Below are 18,518 nucleotides of genomic sequence, written 5' to 3'. Positions count from 1 at the left end.
CGTGGGCATCTGGAGGGCCGAAAGGGCTCAGAAGGAGCCGGATGCCAGGCTTTTCGTCATCACGCGCGCAGTCAAGGGCCCATCCATCGACCAACCGGCCGCCAAAACGGGACAAACAGGCCGCAGAGGCATGACTGGCGTCATGACCGCGTCGATGGTGCCCATTCCCAGCTCCAGACGGCGGCCGGACGCCAAACCGCGCCCCGCTGTGTAGCGATCTAAGGCGCCTCCCCCGGACGGCCGTCGGGCGCCAACGGAGACAAGCCCTATGCGATCTATGGCGGCCTATGAGCGACCCCAGACGGGCCGCGGACGCTATGCCGAGACGGGCTGTGTAGCGATCTGACGCGATGGTGGGCGGATGGCCGCCGATGCCCATCTCGTTGGCGTCGTCTGCGGCTTGACCCGGGCTGCGCTCGGATGGGGGGATCTATCGGCCCCGGATGGGGACATGGCAGCCGGGATCGGCCCGTGCATCGCTGACCTCCCCGCTCCTGGACTCTCACCTCCCGGCCATCCTTCGGGGGCTTCCCGGCAGTCTGTTGTCTTTCCGGGGCGGGCCGGGCAGTCAAGGGTGGCCGAAGGCCATCGCGAAGCGACGCGACGACGAGGAACGAGGAGGAGCGCCCTTGACGGCCCGGACCGGCACGGAAGGACAGTGGACTGACGGGACGCCCTCGGACCTCCCCTGATGCCGGGTGCGGGCATCCCGCCCCCGACGCCCCCGCCCGGCCTTCCGGCCACGCGTGCGGGCGCCGCCGACCCCGATCCCGCCCCGCCTTCCAACCCCGCCCCCCCCGGAGCTCCCACCCCCTCACACCCGCACCACCTCCACCCCCGCCGCCTCGAACGACGCCGCCACCGGGTCCGGGAGGCCCGTGTCCGTTACCAGGGTGTGGACCGATCGGGTGGGGCAGATGCGGGCGAAGGCGCGGACTCCGAGTTTGCTTGAGTCCGCCGCGATGACGACCCTGCGGGCCCGTTCGCACAGCAGGCGGTTCATCGCGGCCTCGTCCTCGTGGCGGGTTGCCGCGCCGTCGGCCGGGTCGAAGGCGTCCACGCCGACGACCGCGGTGTCCACCGTCAGCTGGCCCAGCACCTGCTGGGCCAGCGGTCCCGTGAGCTCGTATGACTGGGGGCGGGCGACACCGCCCGTCAGGACGATCTTGAACTGCGGTCTGATGACGAGCTCCCCCGCGATGTTGAGGGCGTTGGTCACCACGGTCAGTGCGGGCGAGCCCGTCGACAGGTCCGGCCGGCCGGCCAGCGCGCGGGCCACCTCCGTCGTCGTGGTGCCGCCCGTCAGGCCGATCACCTCCCCGGGCGCGATCAGCGCCGCGACCGCCTCGCTGATGCGGTGCTTCTCGGCGGCGCGCCGGGACGTGCGGTAGCGCAGCGGGAGTTCGTACGAGACCCCGTGCAGCACCGCCCCGCCGCGGGTGCGGACCAGCAGCTGCTGTTCGGCCAGTTGGTCGAGGTCGCGGCGGATGGTCGCGGCGGACACGCCGAGGGTTTCCGCCGCCGGCTCGACCTCCAGCTCACCGCGTTCCACCAGCAGATCCAGCAGCGACTGCCAGCGTTCCTTCCGGGTCATGGACCCCACGGCGTTCAACCCCCTCGGGTGCTCTCGCTTGTCCCGCTCGGCCTACCCGTCGACATTAACTGAGGGGATCGAGGCCGAAATGCTTGAAGTTGCGTGAAACTGCTCGATACTTTGCAGGAAAACGCAGCAAGCCGCACCAACACGCCCCCCGCGGGGCCAGGGAGCCGCCATGAGCCACGTCGCGCACGAGTTGGGCACGCAACCCGAGTGCTGGGAGCGGGCCGCCGAACTGGCCCCGGCGCAGCGGGCGGTGCTGCCGCAGCCGGGGGAGCGTGCCGCCTTCGTCGGGTGCGGGACCTCGTACTACATGGCCCAGGCAGCCGCGGTTCTGCGCGAGGAGGCCGGGCAGGGGGAGACGGACGCCTTCCCCGCCTCGGAGTTCCCCCGGCACCGCCGCTACGACAGGGTCGTCGCGCTGACGCGCTCCGGCACCACCACGGAGGTACTGGACCTGCTGGCCGGGCTCCGCGACTCCGGCGTGCCCACCACGGCCGTCATCGGTGACCCGGCCACCCCGGTGATGGGCCTCGCCGACGAGCTGGTCGTCCTCGACTTCGCCGACGAGCAGTCCGTCGTGCAGACGCGCTTCGCGACCACCGCCCTGACCCTGCTGCGCGCCCACCTCGGCCTGCACACGGCGGCCGTGGTGGCCGACGCCCGGACCGCACTGGCCGAGCCGCTGCCCGAACAGGCTGCGAGCTGCGGCCAGTTCACCTTCCTCGGCCGCGGCTGGAGCGTCGGGCTCGCGCACGAGGCCGCGCTGAAGATGCGGGAGGCCTCCCTGTCCTGGGCGGAGTCGTACCCGGCGATGGAGTACCGGCACGGGCCGATCAGCATCACCGGGCCGGGCACCCTCACCTGGTCGCTCGGCGAGGCCCCCGACGGGCTCGCCGAGCAGGTCCGGGCCACCGGCGGCCGCTGGGTCGCGGGCCGGCTCGACCCCCTGGCCGAACTGGTACGAGCGCAGCGGCTGGCCCTCGCGGTCGCCGCGCACCAAGAGCTGGATCCGGACCAGCCGCGCAACCTGACCCGCTCGGTGATCCTCACCGCCGGCGAGGAGGCGGTCCGATGAGCATCGTGTCCGCCGGAGCGCTCGTCGAGCGGGCGGCCGCCGACGGCCGCGCCGTCGCGGCGTTCAACATCATCACCTTGGAGCACGCCGAGGCCGTCGTGGCGGGGGCGGAACAGGCGGGCCTGCCGGTCATCCTGCAGCTGAGCGAGAACGCGGTGAAGTTCCGCGGCGGGCGGCTGCTGCCGATCTCGCGCGCCGCGGCCGCGTGCGCGGAGGCCGCCGCCGTTCCGGTCGGTCTGCACCTGGACCACGTCAAGAGCCCCGACCTGCTCCGTCAGGCTGCGGACGCCGGCTTCAGCTCGGTGATGTACGACGCCGCGCAGCTGCCGTACGCGCAGAACCTGGAGGCCACCCGCTCCGCCGCCGACTGGGCGCACGCCAACGGGCTGTGGGTGGAGGCCGAGTTGGGCGAGGTGGGCGGGAAGAACGGCGCGGCCCCGCTGGACCCGCACGCGCCGGGGGCCCGTACCGACCCCGACGAGGCGCGGCGCTTCGTCGCCGACTCCGGCGTCGACGCGCTGGCGGTGGCGATCGGCAGCAGCCACGCCATGACCAGCCGTACCGCCTCCCTCGACCACGTGCTGCTGACGCGGCTGGCCAAGGCCGTGGACGTGCCGCTGGTGCTGCACGGTTCCTCGGGGCTGCCGGACGCCGAACTGGCGGCGGCCGTGGCCGGCGGCATCCGCAAGGTCAACATCGGCACGGCGCTGAACGTGGCGATGACCGAGGCCATCCGCACGCACCTGACCCCGGCGGACCCCCGCCCGTACCTGACGGCTGCCCGTACGGCGATGGCGGCGACGGCTGCGGCGATGATCGCCGCGCTGACCTGAGCGAGCCGCTGCCGCTGCGCTGCGCTGCGCAGCGCCGGGTCGGCGGAGGACGAACCGCGCCGCCCTGTTCCGCGCGTGCGTGTCGAAACGCCGACCCGACCGGCCCTTCCCCCTTCTTGTAACAGGTTCTACTCTGTGCGCCGCTACAGCGACCGGCTGGACCGCCAGACACCCGGAGGGGCCGTGCACCTCGAATACACGCCTGAGCAGCAGCAGTTGCGCACCGAGCTGCGCGCGTACTTCGCCGACCTGGTCCCCGAGGACGTCTACGCCCGCTACGAGGACCCGGCGGCCCAGAAGCGCTTCTACCGGGAGACCATCCGCCGGCTCGGGGCGGACGGATGGCTCGGCGTCGGCTGGCCCGAGGAGTACGGCGGCCGCGGGATGTCGCCCATGGACCAGTTCATCTTCTTCGACGAGGCGGCGCAGGCCGTCGTACCGCTGCCGCTGATGGCGCTCAACACCGTCGGACCGACCATCATGCAGTTCGGCACCGACGAGCAGAAGGCGTACTTCCTTCCCCGCATCCTCGCCGGCGAGATCGACTTCGCCATCGGCTACAGCGAGCCCGACGCGGGGACGGACCTGGCCGCGCTCAGGTGCAGGGCCGTGCGCGAGGGCGACGAGGAGACCGGCACGTACGTCGTCAACGGACAGAAGATCTGGACCACCAACGGCGACACCGCCGACTGGGTCTGGCTCGCCGTCCGCACCGACCCGGACGCCCCGGCACACAAGGGCATCACCATGCTCCTGGTACCGACCTCCGACCCGGGCTACTCCTGCACCCTCATCAACACCCTCGCCTCCCACGACACCACCGCCAGCTACTACGAGAACATCCGCGTCCCCGCGAGCCGCCGCGTCGGCCGGGAGAACAGGGGCTGGCGGCTGATCACCAACCAGCTCAACCACGAGCGCGTCACCCTCGCCGCCCACGGCACCATGGCCATACGGGCCCTGCACGACGTCCAGCGCTGGGCCGCCGAGACCAAGCTGGCCGACGGCCGCCGGGTCATCGACCTGTCGTGGGTCCGCGGCCGCCTGGCCCGCACCCACGCCCGTCTCGACGCGATGAAGCTGCTCAACTGGCAGATGGTGAACGCCGTCCAGGACGGCACCCTCACCCCGCAGGACGCCTCCGCCGTCAAGGTGTACGGCTCCGAGGCGCGCCGGGACGCGTACGCCTGGCTGATGGAGGTGGTCGGCGCGGCGGGCCCCCTCAAGGACGGCTCGGCCGGCGCGGTCCTGCACGGCGAACTCGAACGCGGCTACCGCAGCGCCGTCATCTTCACCTTCGGCGGCGGCAACAACGAGATCCAGCGCGAGATCATCTCCTGGATCGGCCTGGGCATGCCCCGCGTACGCCGCTGACCGGCTGCGACGGCCGACGTGTGGGCCGGCGTTGCGTCCGTCCGGCCAGGCGTCGTGAGGTGGGGGTGGGTCGGGCGGTCCCGCGCCGTGGAAAGCGGAACGGACGGCTCGACAGGTCCGGTCGAACGGGCCGTCTGCCGGGCGCACCCGGGTGCCTGTGTGTGCAGACGGCACCGATACGATCGCAGGGCTCCATACCCCCGAAACGTAGCGGTGTCGCGGACACCCCGACTTCCAGAGGTGTCATGTCCGACAGGCTCGTCCTCGCCGGGGACCACGTCCCTGCGCCCGCCGAGGCTCCGCAGGCAGTCCCCGACGCCGTCCGGCGCCGCCGGACGGCCTGGTCGAGGGGCGGCGGAGCCGCTGGTGGGGCCACGTCTGCGCGGGCGCCGCGCATAGCCGTGCTGGACGGCCTGCGCCTGCTCGCGGCGCTGTCGGTGGTCCTGTTCCACTACCTGGCCGGCTCGGGGACGATCCCCTGGCAGCGGACCGCCATCGAGCTGTTTCCCGTGCTGCACCGGGTCGCCGGGTTCGGCTGGCTGGGTGTGGTCTTCTTCTTCATGATCAGCGGCTTCGTCATCTGCATGTCCGGCTGGGGCAAGTCGCTCCAGCAGTTCTGGCAGGGCCGGATCCTGCGCCTGTTCCCGCTCTACTGGGCGGCGGTCGTGCTCGCCTCGGCGGCCGCCCGCCTGGGTCCGCGGATCCCGGGCGAGCAGCGGGTCACCGTCGGCCAGATGTTCACCAACCTCACGATGCTGCACGAACCCCTGGGCGTGTACGGCGTGGACAACGTCTATTGGACGCTCTGGGTCGAGCTGCGCTTCTACCTGATCTTCTCGCTGGTCGTCCTGCTGGGTACCAGCCACCGCCGGGTCGCGAACTTCTGCTGGCTGTGGGCGCTGGGCTCGGTCCTGGCGCCGCGTTCGGGCATCCCGCTGCTCGACCAGCTCCTGGTCCCCTCGTGGGCACCCTTCTTCATCGCCGGGATCGCCTTCTACCTGATCCGCCGTGCGGGCCGGATCGAGGGGGAGACCCTGGGCATCCTGGCGCTGTCCTGGCTGCTGATGCAGCACCGCCTCCCGGCGATCATGGAGGGCGAGGGGCACGGCATCAACTGGAAGGTCTGCCTGGCCGCGATCACCGCCATGTACGTGGTGATGGGTCTGATCGCGCTCGGGAAGCTGGACGGGATCCAGTGGCGCTGGCTGCCGGTCGCGGGCGCGATCTCGTACCCGCTCTATCTCGTGCACCAGTCGCTGGGCGTGCGGGTGATCTGGCGGTGGAACGAGCAGTGGGGCGCATGGCCGACCCTGCTCGGGGTGGTCGCGGGCGCGGTGCTGATCGCGTGGCTGCTGCACCGCCTGGTGGAACGGCCGCTCGTCCCGCTGCTGCGCCGACTGATGGCCCCGGCCGCGCCGCCGTCCCCCTGATCCTCTGGCCTGGCCGGCGCCGGCGTGGAGGAGCCGCTCCGGGCCCCGGTTTTCCGAGGGGCGTCCGGCATGCGGGCGGGGGCACGGGCGCCCGCGGACGGTCCGCCGGTGCCCGGGGCGACGGGACCGGCCGTGCCCGTCCACGGGGACCTGCCCGCCGCGCTGTCGGCCCACCACCGGGGCGAGGGCGCGGGCCGGCAGTGGCACACCGACGACTGGCCCGGCTCCCTCACGACCCCCGCCTGACCCGGCCGCCGGCTCACCGGCCGCTACCGCTGCCGTACGGGGCGTACAGGTCGAGCAGTCGCTCCCGGGCCGCTTGCAGCCTGTGGGCGAGGACCTGCCCCACCCAGGTGGCGACCGCCGCCCTGAAGGCGGGGTCGCCGTCCATCAGCTCCCGTACGGCCTCCGCGTCGAATTCGTGGGTGCGCAGCGGGGTCGTCGCCTCCGCGCCCAAGTGCCACTGGTGCGGCCGGAACATCCACGACCAGCCGACCAGCTCACCCGGGCCGAGGTTCTCGATCACCGCCGGCTGCTTCCCGGGAACGTGCAGGTCCAGGGTGACCACGCCCGAGCGGACGATCCAGAAGCGGTCGGCCCGGCCGCCCTCGTTGAAGAGCCGGGTGCCCTCGGGGAAATTCACCTCGCTGGCGTGCTCCATCAGCCGTCCGCGGTATTCGGTGGGCAGTGCCTGGCCGATCCGGGTGGGCATCGGGTTGCGCATGGCGGCCTCCCTTCCTCGCCCTTCCAGTCTCCGTCCGGCCCGCCACCCCTGCGCCCCGCCACTGGCGCCGTCCGGGAACCGGTGGGACGCTGGCACGCGTTCCACCGAAACACGCGTTCCACCGATATCCGCGCAGTGCGGGAGGGAAGGGGCGATGCGATGACCGAAGCGGCGGGCGAAGCGAAGGGTGGGGCGAAGGGCGGAGCCGACCCCGGTCTGTACGGGCCCGGGTCCGTCGCCTGGCAGTGCCACGGCGACCCGGTCATGTGGATCGCGGGTGTCCGGGCGCTGTACCTCCAGGCGCTGCATCCGCGCGCGGTCCGCGGTGTCATGGAGAATTCGGACTTCCGCAACGACGCCTGGGGGCGGCTCCTGCGGACGGCCGATTTCGTCGGGACCATCACCTACGGGACCACCGAGGAAGCCGAGCGCGCCGGTGCCCGCGTCCGCCGGATCCACAGCACGCTGTCCGCGACCGACCCGGCCACCGGTGAGCGGTTTCCCGTCGATGATCCCGAGCTGCTGCTCTGGGTGCACTGCGCCCAGATCGACAGCTTCCTGCACGTCCTGCGCCGCTCTGGCGTGGCCCTCACGGCCGCCCAGGCCGACCGCTACGTCGACGAGAACCGGGTCAACGCCCGCCTCGTCGGCCTCGACCCCGCGCAGGTACCGGCGGACACGGCGGCCCTCGCCGCGTACTTCGACACGGTCCGGCCCGTGCTCGCCGCGGGTCCCGACGCCCGCGCCGTGGACGAGTTCCTGCGCAGTCCGCCCGTCCACCCCGCCCTTCTCGCTGGCCGAAACCTGCTGTGGCGCCCCGTCGCCGCCCTCGCGTACGGCTCCCTCCCCGCGCACGCGCACCGGCTGTACGGCAGACCCGCACCGCCCCCGGACACCGTCACCAGGAACCTGCGCCTTACCGGTACCCTGCTGCGCAGCATTCCCGCTGGTCTGCGCTGGCAGCTGCCCCCAGGTCACATCTTGAAGGCGATGCAGCGCATGGGTCCCGGGAGCCGCCCCTCGCCGTACACACTGCATACACCAGCGGCCATACTGGACCGGCCGGGGAGGGCGTAGGACGTAGCACGACAACGGGGGCGGCTTTAAGACATGGCGGAGTCCAGACTGATCCAGGGCCGGTACCGGTCGCTCGATCTGATCGGTCGCGGCGGCATGGGCGAAGTGTGGCGTGCCCGGGACGAGTCGCTCGGCCGGCAGGTCGCCGTCAAATGCCTCAAGCCGCTCGGCTCCGAGCAGGACAACCACTTCACCCAGGTCCTGCGCGAACGGTTCCGCCGTGAGGCGCGCGTCGCCGCGTCCCTCCAGCACCGGGGTGTCACCGTCGTCCACGACTTCGGCGACGACAGCGCCGCGGGCGGCCCGCTGTACCTGGTCATGGAGCTCCTGGACGGCCGCAACCTCAGCCAGCTCCTGGAGGACAACGAGGCCCGACCGCTCCCCGTGGACGTGGTCGTCGACATCGCGGAGCAGCTGGCCGCCGCCCTCGGCTACACCCACGACCAGGGCGTGGTCCACCGCGACCTCAAGCCCGCCAACATCATGCGGCTCACCGACGGCACGGTGAAGATCTGCGACTTCGGCATCGCCCGCCTCGCCCACGACATCGGCTTCACCGCCAAGCTGACCGGCGGCGGCATGGCCATGGGCACCCCGCACTACATGTCGCCCGAGCAGATCGCGGGCGGCGAGGTCGACCACCGCAGCGACCTGTACTCCCTCGGCTGTGTGCTGTACGAGATCGCCACCGGCGCCCCGCCCTTCGACCTCGGCGACTCCTGGTCGGTGCTCGTCGGACACCGCGACACCGCGCCGGTGCCGCTCCGCGAGCACCGCCCCGAGCTGCCCGAGTACGTCGAGCAGGTCGTCCTGGAGCTGCTGGCCAAGCGCCCCGAGGACCGCCCCGGCGACGCCCGCCACCTGCACCGGCGCCTGGTCGAGGCGCGGCTCGGTCCCGGCGGGCCGCTCGGGGCGCAGCCTGCCCTGCCCGCGTGGGCCCGGGGGATGACCGCGGGCCGCAAGGCCGGGATCGACGCCCGCCCCGCCAGCGGCGAATGGGCCGTCCTCACCGGCTCCTGGACCGCCGCGCGGCCCAGCGGGTCCCACCGGATCGTGCGGCCCGCCGCCGCCGAGGACCCGCGGCTGACCGCGCCGTACGGCATCGCCCGTACGCCCGGCCCCGGCGGCCCGGGCGGCGCAGGCTCCCGCGAAGGCGCGGAAGGCGCCGCGGCCCCGGCAGCCGGGGCGGGTGCCCGCCCCGAGGAGCTCACCGCAGGGCACACCCGTGCCTTCGCCCTGAGCCGGGCCGGCCGCCCCGACGAGGCGCTGGCCGCGTACGAAGCGGTCGCCGCGGGCCGCACCCGCCTGCTCGGCGCCGACCACCCCGACACCCTGGCCGCGCGCCAGGAGGCGGCGTACGAACTGGGGCGGCTCGGTCGGCACCAGGAGGCCCACGAGGTCTACCGGGCGGTGCTCGTCGCCCGCGAGCGGAGCATGGGCCCGCTGCACCCCGACACGCTGCGCTGCCGGCACAACCTGGCCTGCGCGCTCGGCGCCCTCGGCCGGTTCGAGGAGGCCCACCGCACCGCCGCCGGGGTCGCCGCCGACCGGGCGGCCGTGCTGGGCGACGAGCACCCGGACACGCTGCTGACCCGCTACGAGGCGGCGTACGCGCTGGGCCGCCTGGAGCGCTGGGAAGAGGCCCTGGAGGGATTCGCCGAGGTCGCCGCCGTCCGCGAACGGGTTCTCGGCCGCGACCATCCCGACACCCTCGCCGCCCGCTACGAGGTGGGCATCGCGCTCGGCCGCACCGGCCGCGCCGCCCAGGCCCTGGACCTGTTCCGGGGCCTGGTCCGCGACCGCACCCGCGCGTACGGGGCGCACGACCCCGAGACGCTTCGCGCCCGGCACGTCCTCGGCGTCAACCTGGGCCGCCTGGAGCGCTGGGAGGAAGCGGTGCAGGAGGCCCGGGAGGTGGGCGCGGCCCGGGCCGGCGTGCTCGGCGCCGAACACCCCGACACCCTCGTCAGCCGCCGCGAACTCGCCGCCGGGCTCGGCCGGCTGGGCCGGTGGGACGAGGCCCTGCCCGTGTACCGGGAGCTCGCCGGGATCCGGGAGCGGTCCCTCGGCGACGAGCACCCCGACACCGTCGCCGCCCACGCCGACGAGGTGTACTGCCTGGAGCGGCTCGGCCAGGTGTGCTACCAAGAGCCATGACGACCTCGCGGGGACTCGGGCAGGCCACGGTGCGGGACGATGCGGTACGCGGCCAAGGCGCCGCGCAGGACGACACCGCGTACGAGGGCGCCGCGTACGACGACGCGGTGTACGACGACGCCGTCTACGACGACGTGATCGTGGGCGGAGGACACAACGGCCTGGTGGCCGCCGCGTACCTGGCCCGGGCGGGCCGCTCGGTACTGATCCTGGAGCGGCTGGCCACCACCGGCGGCGCCGCGGTCTCCACCCGCCCCTTCGTCGGGGTGGACGCCCGGCTCTCGCGGTACTCCTACCTGGTCTCCCTGCTGCCCGCGAAGATCGTGCGCGACCTGGGCCTGCGGTTCGCGGTCCGGCGGCGCACCGTCTCCTCCTACACCCCCGTCCAACGCGGCGGCCGGCCCGGCGGGCTGCTCGTCGGCGGCGACGAGGCACGGACCCGGGAATCCTTCGCGCGGCTCACCGGCTCGGACCGTGAGTACGACAGCTGGCGCGCCTTCTACGGGGTGACGGGCCGCGTCGCCGAAAAGGTGTTCCCGACCCTGACCGAGCCACTGCCCACGCGGGACGGGCTCCGCGCCCGGATCGACGACGACGCCGCCTGGCGGATGCTGTTCGAGGAACCCCTCGGGCAGGCGGTCGAGAAGTACTTCGCCGACGACCTGGTGCGGGGCGTGGTGCTCACGGACGGGCTGATCGGCACCTTCGCGGATGCGCACGACCCCTCCCTCGTGCAGAACCGCTGCTTCCTCTACCACGTCATCGGCGGCGGCACCGGCGACTGGAACGTCCCCGTCGGCGGGATGGGCGCCCTCACCGACGCGCTGGCGGCCGCCGCGCGGCAGGCCGGGGCGCGGATCGCCACCGGGCACGAGGTGCTCCGGATCGACACCGACGGCAGGGCGCCGGCCGAGGTCACCTTCCGTACGGCGACCGGCGAGGGGCGGGTCGTCGCGCGGACCGTGCTGGTCAACGCCTCACCCCGGGCGTTGGCCGAACTCCTCGGCGAGGGGGGGCCGGTACCCGCCTCTGAGCGGCCCGAGGGGTCGCAGCTGAAGGTCAACATGCTGCTGCGCAGGCTGCCTCGGCTGCGGGACACCTCCGTGGACCCGCGCGAGGCCTTCGGCGGCACCTTCCACATCGCCGAGGGCTACGCCGAGTTGGCGCGGGCCTACGCCGAGGCGGCGGCCGGGGAGCTGCCCTCCGTACCGCCCTCGGAGATCTACTGCCACTCGCTGACGGACCCCTCGATCCTCGGGGCGGAGCTGGTGGAGCAGGGCTACCAGACGCTCACCCTCTTCGGCCTGCACACTCCGGCCCGGCTCTTCGAGAAGGGGCACGGCGGCAACACGGTGGCGCGCGAGGTGCTGCTGACCGCCACCCTTGCCCAGCTCGACGCGCACCTGGCCGAGCCGATCACCGACTGCCTGGCCTTCGACGCCGACGGCCGGCCGTGCATCGAAGCCAAGACCCCGCTCGACCTGGAGCGTGAACTGCGCCTGCCCGGCGGCCACATCTTCCACCGGGACCTGTCGTGGCCGTACGCGGGGGAGGAGCCGGGGGCCGGCGGCCGGTGGGGCGTGGAGACCCGCTACGCCAACGTCCTGCTGTGCGGCGCGGGCGCCGTGCGCGGTGGCGGTGTCAGCGGGGTCCCCGGCCACAACGCGGCGATGGCCGTGCTGGGGCACTGACCGATCCGCCTGCCGCCCCGCGCCCGCCCGCGCCCGGTCAGGTGAGGACGGGTTCGATGACGACGAGCGGGATCTCCCGGTCGGTCTTGGCCTGGTACTCGTCGTACGAGGGCCAGTGCCGCAGCATCAGCGGCCAGTACCGGGCGCGCTCCTCGGGGGTGGCCGTACGGGCCGTGCCCTGGAGGGTCTTCGGGCCGACCTGGATGCGGACGTCGGGGCGGGCGGTCAGATTGCGGTACCACAGCGGGTGCTCGGGGGCGCCGCCCTTGGACGCGACGAGGAAGTAGCGGCCCTCTTCCTCACCGTAGATGAGCGGGGTGCGCACGGGCTTGCCCGAGACCCGGCCGATGGTGGTGAGCAGCAGGGTCTGGGTTCCCCGCCAGTGGTGGCCCTCCGCTCCGTTGGTACGGGTGTACTGCCGGACGTGGTCCAGCTGCCAGCCGCCCTTGGGGTCGCTCGGGTTGTCCCAGTCGATGTCGGTCATAGGACCTGCCTGCCTTCGTGTTGAACGGTCAACGAAGTCGCCAACGAGTGGCCAACACCGCCGGGCACGCTTTTATGCCGTGGGCTGCCCGTCCGCACGCCTGCCCGGCCCGGCCTAGAATCCCGGCATGATCGCCGACCTGCAGTGCGTGGTACTGGACTGTCCCGATCCGCTGAGACTCGCCGCCTTCTACGAGGCGGTGCTGGGCGGAACCGTCAACCGGCCCGATCCGCGCTGGTCGCTCGACGAGGACTGGGCGACGCTGCACACGCCGTCCGGGCTCGTCCTGGCCTTCCAGCGGGTGGCCGACCACCGGCCGCCGCGCTGGCCGGATCCCGCCCACCCGCAGCAGTTCCACCTGGACTTCGGCGTCCCGGACCTGGACCGGGCGCAGGAGGAGGTGCTGGGCCACGGGGCGACGGTGCTCGACGCGGCCTCGGAGGGCCGCGGCTGGCGGGTCTATGCGGACCCGGCAGGCCACCCCTTCTGCCTGGTCCGCCAGTAGGGGCCGTCGTCGCCCGGCGGGGCGGGGGCGCTGCTCGCAGGCAGCCCGCCGGGGCGGGGCTCCGTCCGGTCCGCGCCGAGGGGCCCGGTGGCGAGGGCGCTGGTTGCGGTCAGTCCGCCGACCTGGTCCAGCCGACGGCCTCGATACGGGCCGCGTCGGCGGGGCGGTCCTCCGCGAAGAGGAGGCGCGCCGGCTCCGACACGCGCACGACGTCCACGTACACGCCGCGGCCCACGTACCGGCCGGTCGCGGTGTGCCGGAAGCGGAGCCGGACCTCCCGGCCCGCCCATGCGGAGAGCGGCGCTTCCAGGCGGTGCCAGATGCGGCCGGACCAGCCGCCCGCGCAGCCCTGGGGCCACTGTTCGGGGGAGCCGCCCGTGGTCCGCCGGGTGCTGAACGGCAGGGGCTGCCAGGTCCGCCCGTCGGCGGAGGCCTCCAGGTGGAAGGCGCCTTCGCCGGGCACGGTGTCCCACCAGACGGCGCAGCGCAGCCGGGCGGCGGCCGTGGCCGGGGTGAGCGGCGGCAGGGTGAGGGTGCCGCAGCCGCCGGTCTCCATGCCGGAGAACCAGGCAGGCCCCCCGTGCCTCGTCCGGACCGGGACGGCGCGGGCGAAGCGGTTGCCGACGGCGACGCGCGGTGCGCTGCCGGCCCGCCAGGTGCGCACGGGGTGGACGGAGTTGCCGAGCAGGATCAGGAAGGAGTCGGTGGACGGGTCCAGGACCAGGGAGGTGCCGGTGAAACCGGTGTGGCCGGCGGAGTGCGGGGTGGCCATGGCGCCCATGTACCAGTGCTGGTAGAGCTCGAATCCGAGGCCGTGGTCGTCGCCGGGGAAGGCGGTGTTGTAGTCGGTGAAGAGCAGCTCGACGGAGGCGGGGCGCAGGATGCGCTTGCCGGCGTAGACGCCGCCGTCGAGGAGGGTGCGGGCCAGGATGGCCAGGTCCCAGGCCGTGCCGAAGATGCCGGCGTGGCCGGCGACGCCGCCGAGGGCGTACGCGTTCTCGTCGTGGACCTCGCCCCACACCAGCCCGCGGTCCAGGCCGGACCAGGGCGGCCGTTGCACCTCGGTGGCGGCGGTGACCCGGCGCCAGGAGAGCGGCGGGTTGTAGCGAGTGCGGTGCATCCCGAGTGGAGCGGTGATCTCGTCGTGGAGCAGGGCATCCAGAGGGTGACTGGTGATCCGTTCCACGAGCAGTTGCAACGCGATGAGGTTGAGGTCGGAGTAGCGGTACACCGTCCCGGGGGTGTCCTGCGGGCGCACGGACCACAGCAGCCGCAACCGTTCCTCGCGCGTGGGCTGCTGGTAGAAGGGAGCCCAGGAGCGCAGGCCCGAGGTGTGCGTGAGCAGCTGCCGAGCCGTGATCAGCTCCTTCCCGCCGCCGGTGAACTCCGGCAGGTACCGCTCGACCGGAGCCTCCAGTTCCAGCTGTCCGCGCTCCATCAGCTGCACGGCGAGCAGCGAGGTGAACAGTTTGGTGAGGGAGGCCAGGTCGAAGACGGTGTCCTCGGCCATGGCGATCCGCTCCGCCGCGGGGAACTCGCGCACCCGGTCGGTGCGTCCGTCGTAGTCCGCGTACCGGACGGCCTCTCCCACGGCGCGGTGCAGGGCGACGGTGCGGCCCCGGCCGGCCAGGACCACGGCCCCCGCGTAGTAGGGGTGTTCGGGGGAGGGGCCGAGGAAGCGGCGGGCCTCGTCGACGACGCCGTCCAGGTGCTTCTCCAGCAGCCCGGCCTGCCGGGCGGAGCCGTACCGCAGCCGCAGCCCTTGCAAGGCGCGCCGCTCAGCGGGGTTCCCGGCGGCTCCGGCGCCCCCGGGCACGGCGGCCTGCAACAGCAGCACCCCGCCCAACGCCAACACCCCGACCCCCAGCCTCCGCCTACTCACCCCGCCCCCGGTGTCGGTCCCGCTCTCGGCCCCAGCCCCAGCCGCGGTCCCGGTGCCATTCGCGTTCCCGGCCCGGGTCCAGTTCCCGGCCCCGTTCCCGCTGCTGCCGCTGGCGCCCGGCTCGTCGGCGCTGCTTGTGGCGTGGTGGTGCACTCGGCGCTCGACCCCGCCCACCGGCCCCGCCGCGACCCCGCCCGCGGGAGATGGGTGTTCGGCGTGGCCCTTCCGTCCTGCCGTGCCGCTGCCGCGGCCGTCGCCGCCTGACCGGCGGTCCTGCTCTGCATGCGTACGCGGTGTGGTGCGGGCGGGAGCGGGGTGGTCGGTGCCCGCGTCCGCTCCCGGCGCATCGCCGCCCGCCCGGTGTTCGGCGTGGGCCTTCCCTGCCGGTGTGGCGGTTTCGGGGCCGTCGCCGCCTGACCGGCGGTCCTGCTCTGCATGCGTGCGCGGTGTGGTGCGGCCGGGAGCGGGGTGGTCGGTGCCCGCGTCCGCTCCCGGCGCATCGCCGCCCGCCCGGTGTTCGGCGTGGGCCTTCCCTCCCGGTGTGGCGGTTTCGGGGCCGTCGCCGCCTGACCGGCGGTCCTGGTCCGCGGGCGGGCGTGGTGCGGCCGTGCCGGCGGTGGGGTGTTCCGTGCCGCCGTTCCCGGGCGCAGCCTCCGGTGCGGCCGAGGCCGGGGTGGAGGGGGCCTTGCGCCGGCCCGGTCGCGCCTTCGGCGCCTGCGCGCCGCCGTCCCCCGAGTGCTCCTCCATCGCCGGCCTCCTGTCCGCCGTATCGGCCTCTCGAAGTATCTGCCCGGCCGGGCGGCGCGCTCCGCACCGACGGGCCCGTAAAGAATCTGACGCAGCATCAGAAAATCTCTTCCCTCGGCCGCCGCCCTGCGGCATGCTGCCGCCCATGGAGACGGAGCTGAGCAAGAAACTCGGGGTCGAGCACGCCATCTTCGGCTTCACGCCCTTCCCGGCGGTCGCGGCGGCCATCACCCGCGCGGGCGGATTCGGCGTGCTCGGCGCGGTCCGCTACACCGCCCCCGACGACCTGCGGCGCGACCTCGACTGGATGCAGGACAACACGGACGGCAAGCCCTACGGCCTCGATGTCGTCATGCCGGCCAAGAAGGCCGTGGACGGCATCGGCGAAGCCGACATCGAGGCGATGATCCCGGCCGGCCACCGCGCTTTCGTCCGCGACACCCTCGCCAAGCACCACGTCCCCGAGCTCGCCGAGGGGGAGGCCTCCGGCTGGCGGATCACCGGCTGGATGGAGCAGGTCGCCCGCAACCAGCTCGACGTCGCCTTCGACTACCCCGTCAAACTCCTGGCGAACGCCCTCGGTTCCCCGCCCGCCGACGTCATCGCGCGCGCCCACGGCCACGGGGTCCTCGTCGCCGCCCTCGCCGGAAGCGCCAAGCACGCCCGCCGCCACGCCGAGGCCGGCATCGACATCGTCGTCGCCCAGGGCTACGAGGCCGGCGGCCACACCGGCGACATCGCCACCATGGTCCTCGTGCCCGAGATCGCCGAGGCCGTCGCCCCGCTCCCCGTCCTCGCCGCCGGAGGCATCGGCAGCGGCGAGCAGATCGCCGCCGGGCTCGCCCTCGGCGCCCAGGGCGTCTGGCTCGGTTCCCTCTGGCTCACCACCACCGAGGCCGACCTGCACTCCCGCGCCCTCACCGAGAAGCTGCTCGCGGCCGGTTCCGGCGACACCGTCCGCTCCCGCGCCCTCACCGGCAAGCCCGCACGCCAGCTCCGCACCGAATGGACCGACGCCTGGGACGACCCGGCCGGCCCCGGCGCCCTCCCCATGCCGCTGCAGGGCCTGCTGGTCGCCGAGGCCGTCTCACGCATCCAGAAGTACGAGGTCACGCCGCTGCTGGGTACGCCCGTCGGCCAGGTCGTCGGCCGGATGAACACCGAACGCAGCGTCCAGGCCGTCTTCGACGACCTCACCCGCGGCTTCGAGCGCGCCATCGACCGCATCAACCGCATCGCCGGCCGAGCCTGAGGAGCGTGCAGATGAGCATGCAGACGAGCGAGCAGACGACGGGCCGCCCCAACGGATTCTGGGCCCAGGCCACCGCCGACCCCGAACGCACCGTACTCCTCACCCCGGAGGGTGAGGAATGGAGCGCCGGCCGCCTCCACGCGGCCGTCAACCAGCTCGTCCACGGCCTGCGCGCCGCGGGCCTGGAGCGGGGCGACGCCTTCGCCGTCGTCCTGCCCAACGGCGTCGAGTTCTTCACCGCCTACCTGGCCGCCTCCCAGGCCGGCTTCTACCTCGTACCGGTCAACCACCACCTCGTCGGCCCGGAGATCGCCTGGATCGTCTCCGACTCCGGGGCCAAGGTCCTCATCGCCCACGAGCGGTTCGCCGGCGCGGCGGCCGCAGCCGCCGACGAGGCGCGCCTGCCCGCGAGCCACCGGTACGCGGTCGGGGCGGTGGCCGGTTTCCGCCCGTACGCGGAACTGCTCGACGGGCAGCCCGCCGCGCCCCCGGAACACCGCACCCTCGGCTGGGTCATGAACTACACCTCGGGCACCACGGGCCGCCCCCGCGGAATCCGCCGCCCGCTGCCCGGCAAGCTGCCGGAAGAGACGTACCTCGGCGGTTTCCTCGGGATCTTCGGCATCCGGCCCTTCGACGGGAACGTCCACCTCGTGTGCTCGCCGCTCTACCACACCGCGGTCCTCCAATTCGCGGGCGCCGCCCTGCACATCGGGCACCCGCTCGTCGTGATGGACCGGTGGACCCCGCAGGAGATGCTGCGGCTCATCGACACCCGCGCCTGCACGCACACGCACATGGTCCCGACCCAGTTCCACCGGCTGCTCGCGCTCCCGCAGGAGACGAAGGACGCGTACGACGTCTCCTCCATGCGCCACGCGATCCACGGGGCCGCGCCCTGCCCCGAACACGTCAAGCGGGCGATGATCGACTGGTGGGGCACCTGCGTCGAGGAGTACTACGCGGCCAGCGAGGGCGGCGGCGCGTTCGCCACCGCGGAGGACTGGCTGAAGAAGCCCGGTACGGTCGGCAAGGCCTGGCCGATCAGCGAACTGGCGGTCTTCGACGACGACGGCAACCGGCTGCCGCCCGGCGAACTCGGCACCGTCTACCTGAAGATGAACACCGGCGGCTTCAGCTACCACAAGGACGAGGACAAGACGCGGAAGAACCGCATCGGCGACTTCTTCACCGTGGGAGACCTGGGTCTGCTGGACGAAGAGGGTTACCTCTTCCTCCGCGACCGCAAGATCGACATGATCATCTCGGGCGGCGTGAACATCTACCCCGCCGAGATCGAATCCGCTCTGCTCACCCACCCGGCGGTCGCCGACGCCGCCGCCTTCGGGATACCGCACGCCGACTGGGGCGAGGAGGTCAAGGCCGTCATCGAACCGGCCGAGGGCTTCGAGGCGGGGGACGCGCTCGCAGCCGAGATCCTGCACCACTGTGAGCGGCAATTGGCCGGGTTCAAACGCCCGAAATCGGTCGACTTCATCGAGACGATGCCCCGCGATCCCAACGGGAAGCTGTACAAGCGTCGACTGCGCGACCCGTACTGGGAGGGACGCGAACGCGCGATGTGAGCGCAGGGCGCAGCCGCACAGGGCCGCGGGCCGCCCGGGAGCCGTGAGAAGGGCCGCAGCAGTGCGTCGGGGGCCCTGCGCCGCACCGGGGGGACGAATCT

At 73.3% G+C, this 18,518-nt stretch carries 15 protein-coding genes; 11 read left to right on the top strand and 4 right to left on the bottom strand.

Going from position 1 to position 18,518, the window contains the following annotated elements; all coding sequences use genetic code 11:
- Window positions 1-814 precede the first annotated feature (814 nt).
- Entirely contained in the window at window positions 815-1,594 is a 780-nt protein-coding gene (locus AC0666_RS20725) for a DeoR/GlpR family DNA-binding transcription regulator (RefSeq protein WP_478708093.1), read from the bottom strand.
- 178 nt (window positions 1,595-1,772) lie between these two features.
- Here AC0666_RS20725 and AC0666_RS20720 point away from each other — a divergent pair, with 178 nt between their 5' ends.
- The 5 genes from AC0666_RS20720 (at window position 1,773) to AC0666_RS20700 (ending at window position 6,558) form a co-directional block, all read left to right on the top strand.
- Window positions 1,773-2,675: an SIS domain-containing protein gene (locus tag AC0666_RS20720; RefSeq protein ID WP_468964591.1), complete on the top strand. Its 903-nt coding sequence runs from the start codon at window positions 1,773-1,775 to the stop codon at window positions 2,673-2,675.
- Complete coding sequence (locus AC0666_RS20715; protein WP_468964593.1) at window positions 2,672-3,508, top strand: class II fructose-bisphosphate aldolase; 837 nt, start codon at window positions 2,672-2,674, stop codon at window positions 3,506-3,508. Before AC0666_RS20720 ends, AC0666_RS20715 begins: the two co-directional genes overlap by 4 nt.
- Before the next feature lie 183 nt (window positions 3,509-3,691).
- Window positions 3,692-4,882, top strand: a complete 1,191-nt coding sequence (locus AC0666_RS20710; RefSeq protein WP_468965405.1) for an acyl-CoA dehydrogenase family protein — start codon at window positions 3,692-3,694, stop codon at window positions 4,880-4,882.
- Window positions 4,883-5,127: 245 nt separating this feature from the next.
- Entirely contained in the window at window positions 5,128-6,312 is a 1,185-nt protein-coding gene (locus AC0666_RS20705) for an acyltransferase family protein (protein WP_468964595.1), read from the top strand.
- A 108-nt stretch (window positions 6,313-6,420) separates the two neighbouring features.
- Window positions 6,421-6,558: a hypothetical protein gene (locus tag AC0666_RS20700; RefSeq protein ID WP_468964596.1), complete on the top strand. Its 138-nt coding sequence runs from the start codon at window positions 6,421-6,423 to the stop codon at window positions 6,556-6,558.
- A 13-nt stretch (window positions 6,559-6,571) separates the two neighbouring features.
- Here AC0666_RS20700 and AC0666_RS20695 read toward each other — a convergent pair whose 3' ends face one another.
- Complete coding sequence (locus AC0666_RS20695; protein ID WP_468964598.1) at window positions 6,572-7,036, bottom strand: Crp/Fnr family transcriptional regulator; 465 nt, start codon at window positions 7,034-7,036, stop codon at window positions 6,572-6,574.
- A gap of 159 nt (window positions 7,037-7,195) precedes the next feature.
- Here AC0666_RS20695 and AC0666_RS20690 point away from each other — a divergent pair, with 159 nt between their 5' ends.
- From AC0666_RS20690 to AC0666_RS20680, 3 genes are read left to right on the top strand one after another with little or no spacing between them, the layout of a single operon-like run.
- Window positions 7,196-8,113 (top strand): oxygenase MpaB family protein, encoded by a 918-nt coding sequence (locus tag AC0666_RS20690; RefSeq protein WP_478708092.1) that lies wholly within the window; start codon window positions 7,196-7,198, stop codon window positions 8,111-8,113.
- Window positions 8,114-8,146: 33 nt separating this feature from the next.
- Window positions 8,147-10,270, top strand: coding sequence for a serine/threonine-protein kinase (locus AC0666_RS20685; protein ID WP_478708091.1), 2,124 nt, complete (start codon window positions 8,147-8,149; stop codon window positions 10,268-10,270).
- A complete protein-coding gene (locus AC0666_RS20680; RefSeq protein ID WP_478708090.1) occupies window positions 10,267-11,961 on the top strand; it encodes a phytoene desaturase family protein in 1,695 nt (564 codons plus the stop codon). Before AC0666_RS20685 ends, AC0666_RS20680 begins: the two co-directional genes overlap by 4 nt.
- Before the next feature lie 37 nt (window positions 11,962-11,998).
- On the opposite strand, the gene AC0666_RS20675 is transcribed toward AC0666_RS20680, so the two are convergent.
- Complete coding sequence (locus tag AC0666_RS20675; protein WP_468964604.1) at window positions 11,999-12,445, bottom strand: nitroreductase family deazaflavin-dependent oxidoreductase; 447 nt, start codon at window positions 12,443-12,445, stop codon at window positions 11,999-12,001.
- Window positions 12,446-12,572: 127 nt separating this feature from the next.
- Here AC0666_RS20675 and AC0666_RS20670 point away from each other — a divergent pair, with 127 nt between their 5' ends.
- A complete protein-coding gene (locus tag AC0666_RS20670; protein ID WP_468964607.1) occupies window positions 12,573-12,950 on the top strand; it encodes a VOC family protein in 378 nt (125 codons plus the stop codon).
- Between the two features lie 109 nt (window positions 12,951-13,059).
- On the opposite strand, the gene AC0666_RS20665 is transcribed toward AC0666_RS20670, so the two are convergent.
- A complete protein-coding gene (locus tag AC0666_RS20665; protein ID WP_468964608.1) occupies window positions 13,060-14,787 on the bottom strand; it encodes a serine hydrolase domain-containing protein in 1,728 nt (575 codons plus the stop codon).
- A 937-nt stretch (window positions 14,788-15,724) separates the two neighbouring features.
- On the opposite strand from AC0666_RS20665, the gene AC0666_RS20660 reads away from it, so the two are divergent.
- Both AC0666_RS20660 and AC0666_RS20655 read left to right on the top strand, forming a co-directional pair.
- The gene (locus tag AC0666_RS20660) at window positions 15,725-16,831 is read left to right on the top strand and encodes an NAD(P)H-dependent flavin oxidoreductase (protein ID WP_478708089.1); all 1,107 of its coding nucleotides are present in this window, start codon (window positions 15,725-15,727) and stop codon (window positions 16,829-16,831) included.
- Between the two features lie 11 nt (window positions 16,832-16,842).
- Entirely contained in the window at window positions 16,843-18,417 is a 1,575-nt protein-coding gene (locus AC0666_RS20655) for an acyl-CoA synthetase (protein ID WP_478708088.1), read from the top strand.
- The last annotated feature ends 101 nt before the right edge of the window (window positions 18,418-18,518 follow it).

It is taken from the genome of Streptomyces sp. NPDC043680 (assembly GCF_056436685.1).
Note: the sequence above shows the minus strand (reverse complement) of the source record. Positions and strands in the feature narration are given on the sequence as shown.